We start from the raw sequence: 17748 nt of genomic DNA, 5'->3' as shown, positions 1-17748 counted from the left end.
CCGGAGCGCGCGCGATGTCCCATCGCGACGACCCGCGTCGCCTGGCCGCCAGACGCGCCGTCGAGCGCGAACCGCGCAATGCCATGGCCTGGGTCCTGCTCGCGGAAGCCGAACTCGACGCGGGCGATGCCAACGCGGGCGCCGCGGCGGCGCAACGCGCGCTCACGCTCGCGCCCGGACACCCGGAAGCACTCGCGCGACTCGGCTATGCGCAATGGATGCAGGGGCGCCACGCCGAAGCCGCCGCGAGCCTGCGCGCGGCCTCGCGCAATGCGCCGAATCATCCCGGCATCGCCCTCTGGCTCGGCCATGTGCTCGAGGACGTCGGCGAAGCCGAGGCCGCCAACGACGCGTACACGCACGCCTACCGGCTCGCGCCCGACCCGGCGATCGCCGCCTATCTGTTGGCGTGGCGGCGCCGGCTCTGCGATTGGCGCGATCTGGATCGATTGACACAACAAGTCCGCGAGGCCGTGCGCCAGGGCCGCGCCGTGATCGAACCTTTCGCTTTCCTCAGCGAAGACGCGGGCGCCGACGAGCAGCTGCAATGCGCGCGTCTGCGCGCACGCGCGATCGCGGCGAACGTGCGACCGCTGCCTCAGGCAACACCGCCCGTTCGTCACTCCCGCGAAGGCGTGAACCCACGGACATCCGCTCCGCCGCTCCGCATCGGATTCCTGTCCAACGGATTCGGCGCGCATCCGACCGGCCTGCTGACGGTCGCGTTCTTCGAAGCGCTTGCCGCGAATTCAGATGTCGAAACACATTTGTTTGCACTGAATCGCGACGATGGCAGCGAAGTGCGGCGCCGCCTGCAAGCCGCGGCACACAAGCTGCATGACGTCGCGCAGCGCCCGCATGCGCAAGTCGCCATGCACATTTGCGACGCCGGCATCGAAATCCTGTTCGACCTGCGCGGCTGGGGCGGCGGCGGCACGCCGGAAGTACTGGCGATGCGTCCGGCGCCGCTACAGGTGAACTGGCTCGCCTATCCCGGCACCTCCGGCGCGCCGTGGATCGATTACGTGCTGGCCGATCCTTTCGTCCTGCCGTCATCGCTCGCGGCATCGTTTTCCGAACGCGTGGCCTGGCTGCCGCGCTGCTTCCAGCCTTCCGATACGCGTCGCGCCATTCCCCAACCGCAACCGCGCGGCGCCTACGGCCTGCCGGAACACGGCGTGGTGTTCTGCTGCTTCAACAACAGCTACAAATTGAATCCGCCGAGCTTCTCGCGCGCGCTCGCGGTGCTGGCACAGGTGGAAGGCAGCGTGCTGTGGCTGCTGTCCGGTCCCGGCAACGCCGATGCGCGCCTGCGCGCGGCCGCGCAGGCGGCCGGCATCGACGCTTCACGGCTGGTCTTCATGCCCAAGCAGCCGCAGGCCGAATACCTCGCACGCCTGCAGCACGCGGATTTGTTCCTCGACACCAATCCCTACAACGCCCACACCACCGCCTCGGATGCCTTGTGGGCCGGCTGCCCGGTGCTGACGCGGCCTGGCGACACCTTCGCCGCGCGCGTGGCTGGCAGCCTCAACCATCATCTCGGCCTGGACGAGATGAATGTGCGCGACGACGCCGGGTACATCGCGCTCGCGACCTCGCTCGGACGCGATCCCGAACGCCTGTCCGCGTTGCGCGCGCGTCTTCGCGAACGCGTGGCCACCTCCGGACTGTTCGACATGACCGCGTTCGCCGCCGACTTCGCCGCCATCGTGACGCGCATGTCGGAACGCCATCGCAACGGCCTCGCGCCCGCCGATTTCACCGGCGCGACGCAAAGCTGACTCAATCGAGCGGCCGCCTCAGCCGTTCGGCGAGCTCGACCCAAGCCGCCTCGGAAATCCCGAGCACCTTGCCCCGCGCCTTGAGCAGCCGGCCACCGACGATGACGGTGTCGACATTGCGTGGCTGGCCGTTGAAGACGATCTGACTGGGCCAATCGACCCGAGGCGCGAAATTCGCCGCCTCCGGATCGACCACGATCAGATCCGCGCGCTTGCCCGGTGTCAGCGATCCGATCTCGCGTTCCAGCCCCAGCACTTCCGCACCGCCGAGCGTCGCCATGCGCAACACCTGCGCCACCGTCGGCGGCGTCGTTGCACTCAACCGGCTCGCGCGCTGCAATCCGACCGCCGCACGCATCAGGTTGAACATGTCCGTGGTGTCGTTGGTGCCGCCATCCAATCCCAATCCAATCTTGATTCCTGCCTGCAACAATTCCGGCATTCGGATCACGCCCGAAGCCAGGCGCATGTTGCTCAATGGGCAATGGGCGACACGTACTCCGCGGCTGGCGAGCAACGCGATCTCTTCATCAGTGAGATGGATCGCATGATTGACCATCAGGTTCGACTTGATCGCCCCGGCCTGCTCCAGCGAAGCGATCTGGCCACTCTGGCGATCGGCGATGTTTTCGTGCAGATGCACATTGGTGTCCACGCCGAGTTCGTCAGCCAACCGTACCATGCCGGCCAGAACCGCTTCGTTGCCAGTGCGTGCGATGCCGCACAGCTGCAGGTACGCCAGCGAATTGCGATCGATCACCTCGCGCTTGACCCGCCTGATATTGCCTTCCTGCGCCGGATCGAAGCAGTAGGCGAACACGAAGCGCAGTCCCGAATCGGTCAGCGCGCGCAGATCCGCATTGGCGAATCCGGCGTTGAACGCGTGCGACCAGTCGGTGACGGTAGTCACCCCCGTGGTGATCGCATCAAAAATGCTCAGCCGCACGGCGGCATAGGTCTGCTCCGGCGTCATGCGCGGTCCGACGTCGCGCATGCATGCGGACAGCCAGCCCACCACGGTCTGGTCGGTGCCGCAGCCGCGGATCATGGACTGCCACAAATGCGTATGGGTATCGACGAATCCCGGCATCACGATCTTGCCGCTGGCATCGATCACCGTGGCGCCGAAAGCCGGTAGCTTCTTTCCAACCTGCACAATCCGGCCCTCCTCGACCAGGACATCGGCCTTCTCGAGCGATCCCAGCTCGCCCTGTCCCAGCTGCGTGTCCATCGTCAATACCAGCTCGGCATTGCGCACCAGGATTCGCGATCCCTGCGCGTTCGCGAGCGAAGCGCAACCCAGCGCGAGCAACAAGGCCGCGAATCGGCCCGCCAGCAGCCGCCATCGTAGTTTCATCGTCTCTATCTCATCGTGGAAGCCAGATCGCGCAGCTTGATGCATGCCGCATCCACGGAAGATCAAGAAACAATCCCTGCGATATGACAGCGAGAGGACTTCCGCTACCGGGCCCGGCCATTGACCCAAGCGGGCCGGCAAGGCCTACACTTCGCCCATGACTGCCTCTCCCGACTTCATTCCCCTGCGCCTATGCCTGCTGACCGTCTCGGACACGCGCACCCTCGCGAACGACAGTTCCGGCGATTACCTCGCCCAGGCCCTCGGCGCCGAGGGTCATGCGCTGCACGAGCGTCTCGTTCTTCCCGACGACCGCTACCAGTTACGCGCCGTGGTGTCGCGCTGGATCGCCGACGCCGCGGTCGACGGCATCCTGGTCACCGGCGGCACCGGCTTCACCGGCCGCGATTCCACGCCGGAAGCGCTCGCGCCGCTGCTGGACAAGGAAATGCCGGGCTTCGGCGAACTGTTCCGCGCCATTTCGTTCGAGGAGATCGGCACGTCGTCGCTGCAGTCACGCGCGCTCGCGGGACTCGCCAACGGCACTTTCGTCTTCTGCCTGCCGGGCTCCACATCGGCTTGCCGCACGGCATGGGAGAAGATCATCCGCGCGCAGCTGGATGCGCGCACCAAGCCCTGCAATCTCGCCACGCTGCGACCCCGCTTATTGGAAAGTCCGCACATGGATGCGCGGGCTCTTGATCAGGGACGATCAAAGGACCCCACTTGAACATGCCCATTGCGACGACTCTACGGTTACTGGCCAAGGCACGCGGCCTGAGCGCCACCGACATCGCCACCGCGATTCCACGCGCGGGCGCGGCCACCGTTTCCGCCTGGCTGCGCGGCGAAAAATTGCCCGGCAAGGACCAGCTCGACGCGCTCGCGCGCACCTTCGGCGTACCGGCGGGCGCACTGCTTGCCGAACTCGCCAGCCAGCTCGATCCCGCGCGCACCAAGGGCGAGCATGCGCTGCTCGCCGCCTATCGCGCGCTCAACACGCGCCAGCAAGGCGCGCTGCTGGAAGTCGCGCGCAGCATGGCCGAGCGCAAACCGGGCAAGCGATAGGCGAACGGCCATGAAGAAACTCAAACGCAAGGAATACGAAACACTGCTGGAGCCGCTGCAGAACGAGCTCGCCGCGATGGCGCGCTGGCTCGCGCACTCCGGTCGTCGCGTGGTGGTGATCTTCGAAGGCCGCGACACGGCCGGCAAGGGCGGCGCGATCAGCGCGATCACCGAGCATCTCAATCCGCGCCAGTGCCGCGTGGCCGCACTGCCGAAGCCAAACGAGCGCGAAGCCACGCAGTGGTATTTCCAGCGCTACATCTCGCACCTGCCTGCCGCCGGTGAACTCGTCCTGTTCGATCGCAGCTGGTACAACCGCGCCGGCGTCGAGAAGGTGATGGGATTCGCGAAGCCGGCGCAGGTACAGGCTTTCCTCAAGCAGGCGCCGGCTTTCGAGAAGCTGCTCATCGACGATGGCATCCTGCTGTTCAAGTACTGGCTGTGCACCGACCAGGCGGAGCAGGAGGAACGTTTCGCCGAACGCCTGGAAGACCCGCTCAAGCGCTGGAAGCTCTCCCCCATCGACCTGGAAGCGCGCAAGCATTACGCCGACTACACCAAGGCGCGCGAGGCGATGCTCAAGGCGACGCACACCAAGCATGCACCATGGACCCTGGTCGATTTCAACGACCAGCGCCGCGGCCGCCTGACCCTGATCCGCGATCTGCTCGCGCGGTTGCCGGAAACGAATGTGCCGGAAAAGGAACTCACTTTCGAGAAGCTGACCGGCAAGCCGCAGAAGGAACGCTTCGGCCCCCTGAAGCCGATCGCTTCTTTCGATCGGAACTGATCGGCGCTTCTTCGATGCAATGACGCGTTAGCGCCCTTCCTGCGATCGGCGGTAAGGATGAAACAGCTGCAGTAGCCACGGCTTCTGCGCCAGGATCAGGCTTACGCCCATGCGCTCCTGCGCTGGCAGCGTGGCATCACGCGCCAGCAGGTTGTCGAATTCCTTCGCCAGTTCGCCCAATCGCTGCCTCAGGTGCTTGATGCCGGCGCTGCTCAGGCTGCCGCTGAGCAGAAACAGCGCGTCCTGTTCGCCATCGAAAGGATCGGCGAAGAAATCGCCGAGCAGCTGGTGGCGGAAATAGCGCTCCATCGGCCCGTCCGAGAGCCAGCGGAAATTGCGCGTGGTCAGCGCACGGCCGCGATTGCCGGGCATCAGCTCGATGATGCCGAGGCGATCCAGTCTCACCAGCAACGCCGTCCACTGCGGCGTGGTGAAGGTGAAATGCGCTTGCACGTCTTCCTGGCGCCAGCGGTTCAACGTCAGGAACATCGCCAGCAACAGTTGTGGATCGTCCACCAGCGCCTGTTCCTGTTCCGCGCTCAGGCTGGCCAGCGAAACTCGGCCGCGCGCCGCCTCGGCGCTGAGTTCGGCCAGGCCGACGTCGAGCACGTCGCAGATTTCCTCCAGCCGCTGCAGGCTCATCGCCCGCAGCGAGAACATGCGCTTCACCGCGGCCTCGCTCAGGTGCAGGCGCAGGGCCAGGTCGCGGTAGGTCAGCGATTGGGCGCGCAGAATCCGCTTCAGGGCCTGGATGAGATCGACGGCAACGGTCATGGGGTATCGAAATCCTATTCCTGGCGGCGATCCTGGCGAAACCTCGTCGATGATTATTGACCGACGCCGAACTCGGGACAAGGCTGCGCCGCAGTTCACCGCCGAGTCGTCGCCATGTCGCGCAAATCCGCATCACTGCTTCGATTCCCCCTGGCCCTGGGCTTGCTGGTCGCCGCCCTGCCCGGTTTCACCGCTGTGCAGTCCGATGCCGCCAGCCGCCAGTCCACCGCCAGCCTGGATGCCTCGATCGAGGTTCCGGCCGCGGTCGCCACAGCGTTGTCCGAAGGCGCCAGGTTCGTCGTCACCGGTGTCGCCGCGAGTGGCGAGGCGGTCGCGATCACCGTGTCGGCGGTGGGCGCCGGCGTGTCCTTCGTGGTTCGCGTTTCGGCCGAGGCCGCCGAGAGGATGGCGCTGGTGGCTGGCGTCGCAGTCAGCGTCACCGTGGTTGCGCCCGGGTGGTTGTTGAGCGCGGGCGGTGAGGCGTTGTGTTTCATCGCCAATGACGCGGCACGCGAATTGATTCATACGCGCAGGCTCGACTCGTGAAGCACTCGCTCGGGATCGGCGTGCTCAAGACCGACCTGCTCAAGAACGGTTTGTTCAAGACCGGTTTGTTCAAGATCGGACTGGCCGCCAGTGCGGCGATCGTCTTCATCACGCTCCCGATACCGGGGCACGCCGGAACCGCATGCGATGAGCAGACCATCGATGCCGCAAAATTGGCGAATGCCGCGGAAACGGCATTGCGTACCGCGAAGGCACTCGACAACAGTGATGCGCCGGTTGCGCTGGTTGCACGCGTCGGCACCGACCTTTCCGCGCATGGCCTGGTCTACAGCCACATCGGCTTCGCACTGCGCGATCATCCGGACGGCCGCTGGACCGTACTGCATCTGCTCAACGACTGCGGCACGGATCGTTCGGGCCTGCATGCGCAAGGGCTGGTGAATTTCTTCGCCGACGATCTGGTGAACCAGGATGCGCGCATCCTCTGGCTGCAACCGGATATCTCCGCGAAGCTGACCGGACATCTGCGCGACTTGCCGCGCCGGGCTCTGCATCAACCGCATTACAACCTCATCGCCAGACCCGGCAGCATCGACTATCAGAATTCCACCGCCTGGGTGCTGGAGATGCTGGCCCCCGCGTTGCCGACTTCAACGATGGTGAAGAATCGGCGCGAGGCGTATGCATCCGCGCGGAACGACGGCTTCACTCCCGATCGCATCCACATTCCTTACAGCAAGCGCATCCTCGGCGGACTGTTCTCCACCAACGTCGCCTTCACCGACCATAGCGTCGGCACGCGTTTGTCCGGCGACTATCCAGTCGTGACGGTGCGCTCGATCTTCCGTTATCTCGATACGCGCGGTTATGTGGTCAAACAGACCGAGTGGCGCAACGGCGTTCTACAGGCTCGGCCAGGTCCGGGCTGAGCAAGCCCTTGCGATCAGGAAGTGACGAAACCGTCGCCGGCCTCGTCCGCACGCGCGGGCTCGCGAGCGAGCGCGTCCACGCGCGCATGCGGCGGGCCGTGGCGTAACCAGTCCGCCAAGGCTTCCAGCGCTGCCGAATCGCCGGCCGCGAGCACTTCAACGCGCCCGTCGGCGAGATTCCTGGCATAGCCGCGCAATCCGAGCCGCACCGCCTGCTCGCGCGTGGAAGCGCGGAAGAACACGCCCTGCACCTTGCCGGCGACGTAGAAGCGGGCGGCCGATTCTGCGGGCATCTCAGGCGCCCGGCTTGCTTCCCGCTATGGCGATCTCGGTTTCGATTTCCTTCGCGGTGACCGGGCCGAGGAAATGCTTGGCGACCTTGCCATCCGGCGCGATCAGATAGGTCATCGGCAAGCCGCGCGGCGTGGCGAAATCCGCCGGCGGGTCGTAGACGTCGACGATGGCGATCGGATAGACCACTGGATGTTTCTGCAGGAAATCCTGCAACTCTTTCGGCTCGATCTCTTCATAGGCCAGGCCGATCACATCGATGTTCTCGCGCATCGCATCCAGCGCCGACAGTTCCGGCATCTCCTTGCGGCACGGCGCGCACCAGGTGGCCCAGAAATTCACCACGACCCACTTGCCGCGATGCGCGGCAAGGTCGAACTGCTTGCCGTCGAGCGTGGCGATGCGCAGTGCCGGCGTTTCGGGTTTTGCCGCCGCCGTGTCGTCGGCCGGCTTGGCCGGTTCCGAGGCAGGCGGCGTCTGGCCTTGTGGTGGCTGCGTCGCTGCGGGCGCCGCTGCCGGTGTCGGCGTTTCCTTGCCCGCTTCCGTTTCGGGACGCTTGCAGGCGGACAACGCGAGTGCGGCGAAACAAACGGCGAGCAGGACACGTTTCATGGGGATTCCTTGGGAAGATCGTACAAACCGGAGACGCGACGCTTGAGCAGATCGCGCAGGGGGACGCGCAGTTCGTCCAGGATGCCGATGGCCGTCGCGCCCAGTGCATCGTCGCGGCACGGCAGCATGGCCTCGCCGACCGGGATGCGCAGGTTGCAGGCTTCGTAGAGTTCGGCGAGCGTCAGGTCGTCAAGGTCGCGCGCGAGCACCCATTCTCCGGATTCCGCGCGCGTCAGCAGGCGGATCTCGCTGAGCTGGAACAATACCTGCTGCACCAGGGTATCGGTGAGCATCGGCTCCAGTTCCTGAATCTCGTCGCTGTGCAGACCGCGGCCTTCCTGCCGCGCATTGACGAAGCGGCCCAGCATGCGCAACAGCGCGTAGATTTCGTAGCCGACAGGCAGGCGCATCGAAACGGGCTGATAACGGAACGCCGAGATCGACGAGGCGAACGAGGCGCCAAGCAGCACCGCGATCCAGCTGAAGTAGATCCACAGCAGGAAGATCGGCGCAGAGGCCAGTGTTCCATAGATCTTCTGGTAGGAACCGAAATTGACCAGATACAGGCCGACGCCCCACTTCATGATTTCCAGCAGGATCGTCGCCAACAGGGCGCCGGCGACGGCATAGCGCCAGCGCACGGTGCGGTGCGGCACGACGCGATACAGCGCTGTGAACGCGGCCAGCTCGATCAGCATCGGCGTCAGACGCAGCATCGTGCCTTCCAGCCACTGCCCGGATGCGGTCTTGAAGATCTCCAGGGCAAAGAAGCGCGTCGACAGCGCCAGACTGGCGGTGGCCACCAGGGTGCCGAGCGTCAATACGGTCCAGTAGACGAGGAAACGGCTCAGCTGCGGCCGCGCCGCCTTCACCCGCCAGATCCGGTTGAAGGCGGACTCGATGCTGTTCAGTGTGATCAGCAGCGACACGACCAGCGCGATGACACCCACGGCGGTCAGCTGCCCGGTGTTCTGCGAGAACTGCAGCAGATAGCTTTCCACCGCCCGTGCCGCGCTGGGCACGAAATTGGAAAAGACGTAGTTGCTGAGCTGGGTACTGAGCCGGTTGAACACCGGGAACGCCGACAGCACGCCGAACACCACCATCGACAGCGGCACCAGCGCGAACACGGTGGTGTAAGACAAGGCGCCCGCCGATTCGAACAGGCGGTCGTCAAGGAAGCGGCGCCACAGAAAGCGCAGGAAGGTGCGGTTGCGGGCGCTGTCGCGCAGGCGGTCGCTCCAGCGATTGAGGGTGTCCAGCGGTTCCATCATCCGAAGGGTAGCAAAGTGCGCGATCCGGTTCGCCGCCTCGCGGGCTCTGGCTCCCGGCCGCCGGCCCTGCAACACTATCGCGATGCCCGATATCCTCATCCTCTACTACAGCCGCGGCGGATCGGTGGCGAAACTGGCGCGGCACATCGCGCGCGGCGTCGGCGAAGTCGCGGGCATGCACGCACGCCTGCGTACGGTGCCGCCGGTGGCCGCGGTCACCCAGGCGGCGGCGCCACCGGTGCCCGAGGAAGGCGCGCCCTACGTGAACGCGCAGGACCTCGCCGAATGCGCGGGCCTGGTGCTGGGCAGCCCGACGCGGTTCGGCAATATGGCCGCACCCCTGAAGCATTTCATCGACGGCCTGGGCGCGGAATGGGCCAGCGGCACGCTGGTCGGCAAGCCGGCGGCGGTGTTCACCTCCACCGCGACGATGCACGGCGGCCAGGAATCGACCCTGCTGTCGATGATGCTGCCACTGCTGCATCACGGCTGCGTGCTGGTCGGCCTGCCCTTCACCGAGCCCGCGCTCGCCGCCACGCGCAGTGGCGGGACGCCTTACGGTGCCAGCCACGTGTCCGGCGCACAGGACGATCCGACGCCCAGCGACGACGAAGCCGCGCTCGCGCGCGCGCTCGGGCGCCGTGTCGCGCAGATCGCGGCCAGGATGTCGGCATGAGTCACGTCAATGTGAGTCCGTCGACATGAGCCTGCGCCCCGCCCGCATTGTCCTGGCATCGGCGCTGTTCGTGCTGTCGGTACTGTTCTCGTTGTGGTTCTACGAAGACCGTCACCGCATCGCCGTCCTGCTGGTCTTCGTGCTGCCGCCGCTGCTGCTGTTGATCGGCGTGCTGCGCGGCGGCGCCAAGGCGGCGTTCTGGAGTGGCGTCGCCGGCCTGTTCTGGTTCTCGCACGGCGTGATGGTGGCCTGGAGCCGCCCCGCCGAGGGCGGCTACGCGTGGGGCGAGATCGTGCTGGCGCTGCTGGTCGTCGTCGCATCGAGCTGGCCGGGCCTGAAAGCGCGCTTCAGCAAGCCCAAGCAAAAGCAGTCGGAGTAAAATCCACGCTTCGCAGGCGCGCGCCCTGCCCACTTCCGGACATCCGCATGGACGAGCTGCTCATCGTCACCACCGGCGGCACCATCGACAAGGTGTATTTCGACGACAAATCCGACTATCAGGTCGGCGAGCCGCAGATCGGCCGCATCCTCGAGGAACTGGGCGTGGCGTTCCGCTTCCGGGTGATTCCGATCATCCGCAAGGACTCGCTGCACATCAGCGCCGAAGATCGCGAGTTGATCCGCGCCACCATCGCCGCGCAGCCGACCAGGCACGTGCTGATCACGCACGGCACCGACACCATGGTCGACACGGCGAAGGTGCTCAGCGACATCGAAGGCAAGACCATCGTGCTGACCGGCGCGCTGAATCCGGCGCGCTTCCGCGGCTCCGACGCTGAATTCAACATCGGCTGCGCGGTCGGTGCGGTGCAATCGTTGCCACCGGGCGTGCACATCGCCATGAACGGCCGCATCTGGGATCCGCTGAAGGTACGCAAGAACGTCGCCGCCAATCGTTTCGAGGCGGCCAATTAACGCGGTGGATGCCGGCGGCGATCCACGCATGGCCGGATTGCCGGCCGATGCGGTCCAACGCATGCATGGCGCGGCGCGCGCGATCCGCGATGGCGCGTTCGACATCGCAGAGCATCTGCTCGGCGAAGTGCTCGATGCCGTGCCTGAGCACCCGGAAGCCCTGCGACTGAGCGGCATCCTCAACAACCAGCGCGAGCGGCCTGCCGATGCGCAGGCATTCCTGTTGCGCGCGCTGGCGCAGCGCCCGGACGACCCTTACATCTTCATGGACCTCGGCAGCGCGCAGCAGGGCCTGGGCGAACGCGATGCCGCGCATGCATCGTGGCGCCGCGCCTGCGAACTGGCGCCGCACGAACCGATGCCCTGGTACAACCTCGGCCGCAGTCTGCAACTGGAAGGCAGCACCGAAGCCGCGGTGGACGTGTTGCGGCGTGCCTGCGAGCTGGCGCCGGATCTGTTGCCCGCGCGCATCCTGCTCGCCGACGCGTTGGCGCATCTCGGCCGATTCGATCAGGCGGATACGGAGTATCGCGCCGCGCTGCAATTGCATCCGGCCTGCGGCGATGCCTGGCGCGGGCTCGCCAACATCAAGATGCGTCCTCTGACTGATCGTGATCGCGAGGAGCTGGCGCTGCAATTCCGGCGCGCCAACATCGCCGAAACCGATCGCATCGCGATGGGCTACGCACTGGGCAAGGTCTACGAAGACCATGGCCGCTATCCCGAGGCATTCTCGGCGCTCAACGAAGCCAACTTCCGCATGCGGCGCCTGTCGCCCTGGGACGCCAATGGCTTTCACACCTATACCGATGCCGTGATCGCTGCGAGCGAGACGCTGCCGGCGCCGCTGGACGCGACCCTGGGACGCGAAGCGATCCTGATCGTGGGCCTGCCGCGTTCGGGTTCCACCTTGTTCGAGCAGATCCTGGCCGCGCATCCGCAGGTGGAAGGCGCCAGCGAACTCAACGATCTTGGTGAAGTGATCCGCGACGAGTCGATCCGTCGCAACGAGCCTTTCCCGCGCTGGGTCGCCGCCGCCACCGCACAGGATTGGCATCGGCTGGGACAGGACTATCTGCAACGCACGGCGCGCTGGCGCGTGAACCGCCCGCATTTCACCGACAAGATGCCGGAGAACTGGCTGTACGCCGGCGTGATGCGCGCCATGCTGCCCGGCGCGCACGTCATCGACACGCGACGCGATGCGCTGGAAACCGCCTGGTCGTGCTTCAAGCAACAGTTCTACCGCCTGCCGCACTTCGCCTGCAGTCTCACCGACATCGCCGCCTATCTGCGCGACTGCGAGCGCGCGATGACGCATTGGCGGAACGCCGATCCTCAACACATCCGCACCCAGTCCTACGAAGCCCTGCTCGCCGATCCCGAGAACGAGATTCGTGCACTGCTCGACTTCTGTGGCTTGCCCTTCGATGCGCGTTGCCTCGACTACCACCAGGCCACGCGTAGCGTGCGCACGCCCAGCGCCTCGCAGGTGCGGCAGCCATTGCGTCATGACACGGCGCGCTCCGCGCATTACGGACCCCTGCTCGATCCGCTGCGGGCAGCTTTGCAAAGCTGATCTTTATTTCGTCGCGAAAAAATTGCGGCCGTCTTACGACGGCCGCAATCGTGTTGCATGCCCTCTCGGGCCTTGAAACGACTCAGTTCGGTGAACGTGTGGCCTTCAGGTTGATCCCCGAGGCCGCGGTATAGCCGCGCACGCGAATGTAGTACGTGCTGCCCGAGGTCGGATTGTTGAAGGTGCAGGTCTCAGTGTTGCCGCCGGTGTACGGACGGCAGTTGTAGGTGCTTGTGGTCGGTGCCGAACCCACTCGCACATACAAATCACCATCCCCCGTGCCGCCCGAGGTGGCGACGACCAGCTTGGTCGTGCCCGACGGGATCGCCACGGTATAGGTCGACGACCAGGCGCCGGAGGCAATTGCCGGCAGGTTCACATTCAGCACGACCACGCCATCCGTGGGAGTTCCGGCGCAGCCCACGCCCACCGAAGTGAACGCCGCGGTGACGTCAGCCTTGGTGAGGCCGAGATCCGTCGCCGCCGTCTCCACGCCGCAAGCGCCCTGGTTGAAGTTCGTGCTGGAAGTCCAGTACAGGTCGTTGGCGCGCGCGAAGACCTTGAACGCATTCACGGTGCCCCAGCCCGGCTTCTGCGCCAGCAGATAAAACGCCTTGTTGTACACACCGGACGAATAGTGCACGTCCAGGCCGTTGTAGTAATCGGCGGCGTTGTCGATCGACTGGCCATCCTGCGGCGGATCGTTCATGTAGCGCAGCGCCTGACCGGCTGCCTTGAAGATCTCGGCACCCACCCAGAAATCGTTGCTGCCCTTGAAATAGAACTCGGCCGCTTCACCCGCCATGTCGGAGTAGGCTTCGTTGATGCCGCCCGACTGTCCGGAATAGGTCAGGTTGGAGTTCTGCTCGGTGAAGCCGTGCGAGACCTCGTGCGCGGAAACGTCGAGTCCGACCAGCGGATAGAACGTGCTGGCACCGTCGCCGAAGGTCATCGACGAACCGTTCCAGAACGCGTTCTGATAGTTGTTGCTGTAGTGCACGCGCATCATCAGCTGGAAGGTCAGCGGCGGCTTGCCGATGTAGGCGTTGTACATGTTGTAGACGACGCCACCGAAATAATGCGCATCGTTCAGCGGCGAATAGGCGCCGTTGATCGTCTTCACGGTGTTGCGCGGACAGGTATACGAGAACGCCGTGCTGCCGCTGGTGCCGTGGTTGAGGTTGACGGTCTTCACGTTGGCGTTGTTCATCGTGCACGTGGTGCCGCTCTGCGTCACGTCCAGGTAACCGTAGTCGGTGCCGTACTCGTACTGACCGGTCTTCTGGTTACCGCCGGGGCCCGTGCCGATCAGGGCATGCTGCAGGTTCTCGTAACGGTGCAGCACCTGACCCGAATTGGCCTCGAGGATGAGGACCGGACGCGTCGGTCTGCCGCCCTGGGCACTGTCGGCGAAGAAGGTCACGACATAGGCCAGATGCGCGCGGCCGTTGTCGTCGATATAGATCATCTTGGTGCTTTCCTCGCGCTCGATACGCGAGGCGAGCAGCTGCTGGCCGAGCACGATGCTCTTGCCGAGGTTCAGTGCCTGGGTGCGGCTCAGTTTCGACGCGGTGCTGGTGATCTCGCTTTCCAGGCCGGTGACGCGCGTGCCGAACAGGTTGCGCGCATTGCCCTGGCTGTCCTCGCTCACGACGATCTGCTCGGCGTAGATCGGGACGCCCTGATAGGTCTGCTGATAGCGGTGATAGGTCCCGAGCTTGTCATGCCGCGTGCGGATTTCGCGCAGCGAGGATCCGGCATCGAGGCCGACGAGTTCGGCGTGACGGTCGGCGGCCTTCGCGGCCACGCCCAGGGAAGCGCTGGCCCTGGCGTACTGGCTGTTGAGCTGCGCGAGATTGGCTTTCTGCAGGTCGTCGCGATTGGCGGCCTGTGCCGAGAGCGCCGACAGGGCGAGCGCGAGCGGCGTGATGGCGATGAGCTTCAGGGAACGATTGCGGGAATTCACGATCTGTATCTCCTCAAGGTTGGATTTGCGATCGCCCGGATGGGCGTCTCTCTCTGTGCTATTCCAACTGCACGTCGATACGGCCTTTGCGGGCCGCGCGACGTTTCCGCTGCTGTTCGAGAACACCACTCCTTCCCATCCCCAATGGGTCAGGTGTTCTGCGCAGCTCTTGGGGTTACGCGGTGCTGTGTCCGACGAATGTGACGCCAATGCACATCCACGCCGTAGCCGGCGCGGCAGCGCCATGGCCGATGCCGGAGACCCGCACCCGCGCGCCGGCACCACGCGTCATCACCACCGGCCAGGAAGCCGGCGGCGATTGCCGCGAAGTACGCAAACGACCAGACATGAAGGTTCCGACCTCCGCACGATCAGCCATGGAGAGCTGCACGTCGGGATCGAGTCGAACCATCCTCCCGACGAAAAAAACGGACGCAAGACGTTCCGCGCCCTGAAACGACCTTATCGAAGGTTTCAAACTCGATTCACGCCGCAGTTGCAGCAAAAGCGAGCGTGAAATCGTGATGGCACCCCCAAAACCATCAGACGAACAATTTCACCTGCAACTGATCACGACGTCCGTGTAGAGCGCGTGAAAACACAATGTGCGCGAGTTCGCACATCAATCGACGTGACAAAAAAAGACCCCGGTGCCACCGGGGTCGGAGAGGCCCGACATTGTCGATGCGCCTGCTTGAGCGCAACGCTTCGGGGATTCGAACGTGATGCCGCCGTATCTGACCGCGGACTCGGGAGCCTGACGCTAAGCGACGCTGCACGCGGCGATCAAGCTGCGGTGCAATACGAGGAAGCAACCAGCATCATGAGATCCAGGCGCGAATCATGGGCGGTGCGACGTCGGCAATCGGATATCGATTCCGTTCGCATCCATGATCCCGCCACAGCCATCGCCGCAAAACAAAACCCCGGCGCTTGGTCGGGGTTTTGTTCGGTCTCCTTTACTTCCGCTTAGAACGTGACGCTCCAGCTGTTGATGTAGCCGGTGTCACCGCCAGCGTTGTCGTTCACCCGCAGCTTCCACGTGCCGTTGAGCGCTTCGCTCGACAGGTTGAAGGTGAAGGTGCCCGTCAGGTTGTCGGCGCTGCCGCCCGCGTAGTTGCTGATGTTGTATAGACTGCCGTCCGGCGCCACCAGATCCACCTTCAGATCACCGCGATAGGTGTGGACGATGTTCACCGAGACCGATGCATTGGTCGGCGCGTTGCCGGTGCGGCCGGACACGGTGATCGGGCTGTCCACCGTGGCGTTGTCGCTGATGGTGTAGTCCGTGTTGTTGGTATAAGTCTGCGCGCTGCTGCCGGTGGTGTAGCTGCCGGTCAGGCTGAGGCCGGAGAACGTCGAGTAGCCGCGTACCAGGACGTGATACGTGCCGGTCTGGGCCGTGGTGATGGTGCAGGTCTCGGCATTCGTGCTGCCTTCCGACTTGCAGTCGTAGCTGGACGTGGACGGCGCGCTGCCGAACTTCACGTACAGGTCGGCATCGCCGCTGCCGCCGGACGTCACGAACTTCAGATTGCTGGCTCCGGCCGGAACGCTCAGGGTGTAGCGCAGTTCGGTGCCCGCGCTGCCCGACAAGCCGGTCACCGCCACACCGTTGGCCAGCGTGCCGCCGGTCGGCGGCGGCGTGGTGCCCGTGGCCGCGTCCACCGCTGCCCTGGCATTGACGATGCCGGCACCAATGGCTTTGTCCGGCGTGCTCGGGAACGGTTTGACGCTGCCCTTGATCAGGCTTTCGATCTGCGCCGGTGTCTTGGCACCGCCATTGGCGGTGGCCGCGGCCTGCATCAACGCCACCACACCCGCGACGTGCGGCGTCGCCATCGACGTGCCGCTGTAGCTGGCATACGTTTCCGAACCCTGCGTCTTCGAGCCGGAGTTGAGCGTCGAAAGAATGCCGGTGCCGGGCGCGGCCAGGTCGACCACCGATCCATAACTGGATTCCTGGAAGCCGGTGCTCCAGATCGAACGCTTGCCCTGGCTGTCCACCGCGCCCACGGTGATCACGTTGTTGCAGTTGGCCGGATTGTTTTCCGAAGCGTCGTTGGCATCGTTGCCCGCGGCCACCACCACCGTGGTGCCGCGACCGACCGCGCCATTGATCGCATTCTGCGTGGTGGTGTCGCAAGCGCCGTAGCCGCCGAGGCTCATGTTGATGACCTCCGCCGGATTGGCGTTGGCCGGTACGCCGCTGACCGTTCCGCCCGATGCCCAGATGATGGCGTCGGCGATGTCGGAGGTGTAGCCACCGCAACGTCCGAGCACGCGAATGGGCGAGACCTTCGCGCCGTAGGCGACGCCGGCGACACCCTTGGCGTTGTTGGTGACCGCCGCGACGGTGCCGGCAACATGCGTGCCATGCCAGCTGGAAGAGGAAGACGGCGGCGCGTTGGAACCGCAATGAGAGTTTTCGTACCAGTCGCCCGGATCGTTGGGATTCGAATCGCGGCCATCGCCGTCCACCGACACGTCGGTGTCGCCGATGAAGTCGTAGCCGGCCACAAGGTTGGCACTGAGGTCGCTATGTGGCGTGATGCCGGTGTCGATCACGGCCACCACCGCGCCGCTGCCAGTGGTGACGTCCCATGCCAGCGGCGCGTTGATGCCAGCATCGGCGTCGGTATAGCCCCACTGCTCGCCGTAGCGCGTGTCATTGGGCGTCAGCAATGCATGCATCATGCGATCGACCTCGACGTATTCGACGTTCGGGTCGGTGGCGATCTGCCGCATCAATGCTTCGGCCTCGACGCGGTTGAGCTTGCGGTCTGACTTCAGCACATCGGACTGGATCGCCAGACGACGCAGATGCGTCAGGCCCAGCGCCTTGCCTTTCGCGGCGACGGGCAGTGCGCGCGCGGCCGCGCTGGCGGCACGACGCACGGTGGCGACGTCGGCCGCCTCCGGGCTGCCGCTACGGTATTTGACGATGAAGCGATCGAAACGCTCGTCGCTCTTCAATCCATTGAGATTGATGCGATCTGCAGCGAACGAAGACACGGATACCAGGGAAGACAACGCCATAGCGGTAGCGGCGGCGAGCGCATGTACGCGCACACGGCGATTCGAAATATCGGACATGGAAAACGCAACTCCTGGACGTAGTGTGTGCCGCGGATGCGGCAGACAAGCCCCAATGAGAACAGACGCGGCGAAGGCCGCGTCGCCCCTTCTCTTTGAGCGCCTGGACGGGAACCCAGAACCGGGTTCC

Annotated in this window: 17 protein-coding genes and 2 pseudogenes; 10 read left to right on the top strand and 9 right to left on the bottom strand. The window is 65.1% G+C overall.

The genetic code is table 11. The features are described from left to right. Nucleotides 1-14 precede the first annotated feature (14 nt). Nucleotides 15-1784: an O-linked N-acetylglucosamine transferase, SPINDLY family protein gene (locus tag AC1RNP_RS17910; protein ID WP_493052654.1), complete on the top strand. Its 1770-nt coding sequence runs from the start codon at nucleotides 15-17 to the stop codon at nucleotides 1782-1784. Nucleotide 1785: 1 nt separating this feature from the next. Here the strand turns inward: AC1RNP_RS17910 and AC1RNP_RS17905 are convergent, their stop codons facing one another. Further along, nucleotides 1786-3141: an amidohydrolase family protein gene (locus tag AC1RNP_RS17905; RefSeq protein WP_493052653.1), complete on the bottom strand. Its 1356-nt coding sequence runs from the start codon at nucleotides 3139-3141 to the stop codon at nucleotides 1786-1788. 157 nt (nucleotides 3142-3298) lie between these two features. On the opposite strand from AC1RNP_RS17905, the gene moaB reads away from it, so the two are divergent. From moaB to ppk2, 3 genes are read left to right on the top strand one after another with little or no spacing between them, the layout of a single operon-like run. Continuing rightward, nucleotides 3299-3871: a molybdenum cofactor biosynthesis protein B gene (gene moaB / locus AC1RNP_RS17900; protein ID WP_493052652.1), complete on the top strand. Its 573-nt coding sequence runs from the start codon at nucleotides 3299-3301 to the stop codon at nucleotides 3869-3871. A gap of 2 nt (nucleotides 3872-3873) precedes the next feature. After that, nucleotides 3874-4209, top strand: a complete 336-nt coding sequence (locus AC1RNP_RS17895) for a helix-turn-helix domain-containing protein (RefSeq protein WP_493052651.1) — start codon at nucleotides 3874-3876, stop codon at nucleotides 4207-4209. Nucleotides 4210-4219: 10 nt separating this feature from the next. Further along, nucleotides 4220-4999 (top strand): polyphosphate kinase 2, encoded by a 780-nt coding sequence (ppk2, locus tag AC1RNP_RS17890; protein ID WP_493052650.1) that lies wholly within the window; start codon nucleotides 4220-4222, stop codon nucleotides 4997-4999. Between the two features lie 27 nt (nucleotides 5000-5026). On the opposite strand, the gene AC1RNP_RS17885 is transcribed toward ppk2, so the two are convergent. Then, entirely contained in the window at nucleotides 5027-5773 is a 747-nt protein-coding gene (locus AC1RNP_RS17885; RefSeq protein ID WP_493052649.1) for a helix-turn-helix domain-containing protein, read from the bottom strand. A 114-nt stretch (nucleotides 5774-5887) separates the two neighbouring features. On the opposite strand from AC1RNP_RS17885, the gene AC1RNP_RS17880 reads away from it, so the two are divergent. Together AC1RNP_RS17880 and AC1RNP_RS17875 are read left to right on the top strand one after the other, a co-directional pair. Continuing rightward, nucleotides 5888-6319: a hypothetical protein gene (locus AC1RNP_RS17880; RefSeq protein WP_493052648.1), complete on the top strand. Its 432-nt coding sequence runs from the start codon at nucleotides 5888-5890 to the stop codon at nucleotides 6317-6319. After that, nucleotides 6316-7209, top strand: coding sequence for a DUF2145 domain-containing protein (locus AC1RNP_RS17875; protein WP_493052647.1), 894 nt, complete (start codon nucleotides 6316-6318; stop codon nucleotides 7207-7209). Before AC1RNP_RS17880 ends, AC1RNP_RS17875 begins: the two co-directional genes overlap by 4 nt. A 14-nt stretch (nucleotides 7210-7223) precedes the next feature. Here AC1RNP_RS17875 and AC1RNP_RS17870 read toward each other — a convergent pair whose 3' ends face one another. The 3 genes from AC1RNP_RS17870 to AC1RNP_RS17860 are packed head-to-tail and all read right to left on the bottom strand — an operon-like array spanning nucleotide 7224 to nucleotide 9383. After that, entirely contained in the window at nucleotides 7224-7502 is a 279-nt protein-coding gene (locus AC1RNP_RS17870; protein WP_493052646.1) for an acylphosphatase, read from the bottom strand. A gap of 1 nt (nucleotide 7503) precedes the next feature. Continuing rightward, nucleotides 7504-8112, bottom strand: coding sequence for a TlpA family protein disulfide reductase (locus tag AC1RNP_RS17865; protein WP_493052645.1), 609 nt, complete (start codon nucleotides 8110-8112; stop codon nucleotides 7504-7506). Then, the gene (locus AC1RNP_RS17860; protein ID WP_493052669.1) at nucleotides 8109-9383 is read right to left on the bottom strand and encodes a YihY family inner membrane protein; all 1275 of its coding nucleotides are present in this window, start codon (nucleotides 9381-9383) and stop codon (nucleotides 8109-8111) included. The genes AC1RNP_RS17865 and AC1RNP_RS17860 overlap by 4 nt, the downstream gene beginning before the upstream one ends. A gap of 85 nt (nucleotides 9384-9468) precedes the next feature. Between AC1RNP_RS17860 and wrbA the strand changes: the two genes are divergently transcribed. From wrbA to AC1RNP_RS17840, 4 genes are read left to right on the top strand one after another with little or no spacing between them, the layout of a single operon-like run. Next, complete coding sequence (wrbA, locus tag AC1RNP_RS17855; RefSeq protein ID WP_493052644.1) at nucleotides 9469-10062, top strand: NAD(P)H:quinone oxidoreductase; 594 nt, start codon at nucleotides 9469-9471, stop codon at nucleotides 10060-10062. Nucleotides 10063-10087: 25 nt separating this feature from the next. Beyond that, nucleotides 10088-10441 carry a DUF2069 domain-containing protein gene (locus AC1RNP_RS17850; RefSeq protein ID WP_493052643.1) on the top strand — a complete coding sequence of 118 codons (354 nt, stop codon included), beginning with the start codon at nucleotides 10088-10090 and terminating at the stop codon, nucleotides 10439-10441. A 47-nt stretch (nucleotides 10442-10488) separates the two neighbouring features. After that, nucleotides 10489-10977, top strand: a complete 489-nt coding sequence (locus tag AC1RNP_RS17845) for an asparaginase domain-containing protein (protein WP_493052642.1) — start codon at nucleotides 10489-10491, stop codon at nucleotides 10975-10977. Nucleotides 10978-11005: 28 nt separating this feature from the next. Then, a complete protein-coding gene (locus AC1RNP_RS17840; protein WP_493052641.1) occupies nucleotides 11006-12556 on the top strand; it encodes a tetratricopeptide repeat-containing sulfotransferase family protein in 1551 nt (516 codons plus the stop codon). 82 nt (nucleotides 12557-12638) lie between these two features. On the opposite strand, the gene AC1RNP_RS17835 is transcribed toward AC1RNP_RS17840, so the two are convergent. The 4 genes and pseudogenes from AC1RNP_RS17835 to AC1RNP_RS17820 all read right to left on the bottom strand — a co-directional run. Beyond that, entirely contained in the window at nucleotides 12639-14522 is a 1884-nt protein-coding gene (locus tag AC1RNP_RS17835; RefSeq protein ID WP_493052640.1) for a M4 family metallopeptidase, read from the bottom strand. A 175-nt stretch (nucleotides 14523-14697) separates the two neighbouring features. Beyond that, nucleotides 14698-14871 carry a hypothetical protein gene (locus tag AC1RNP_RS17830; RefSeq protein ID WP_493052639.1) on the bottom strand — a complete coding sequence of 58 codons (174 nt, stop codon included), beginning with the start codon at nucleotides 14869-14871 and terminating at the stop codon, nucleotides 14698-14700. Nucleotides 14872-15491: 620 nt separating this feature from the next. Beyond that, nucleotides 15492-15722: pseudogene (locus AC1RNP_RS17825) on the bottom strand (proprotein convertase P-domain-containing protein); the annotation flags it as partial. A 126-nt stretch (nucleotides 15723-15848) separates the two neighbouring features. Next, a pseudogene (locus tag AC1RNP_RS17820) lies at nucleotides 15849-17618 on the bottom strand (S8 family peptidase); the annotation flags it as partial. Nucleotides 17619-17748 lie beyond the last annotated feature (130 nt).

The organism is Luteimonas sp. GW821-FHT14E02 (assembly GCF_058803905.1).
This window is presented reverse-complemented; position numbering and strand designations above follow the sequence as displayed.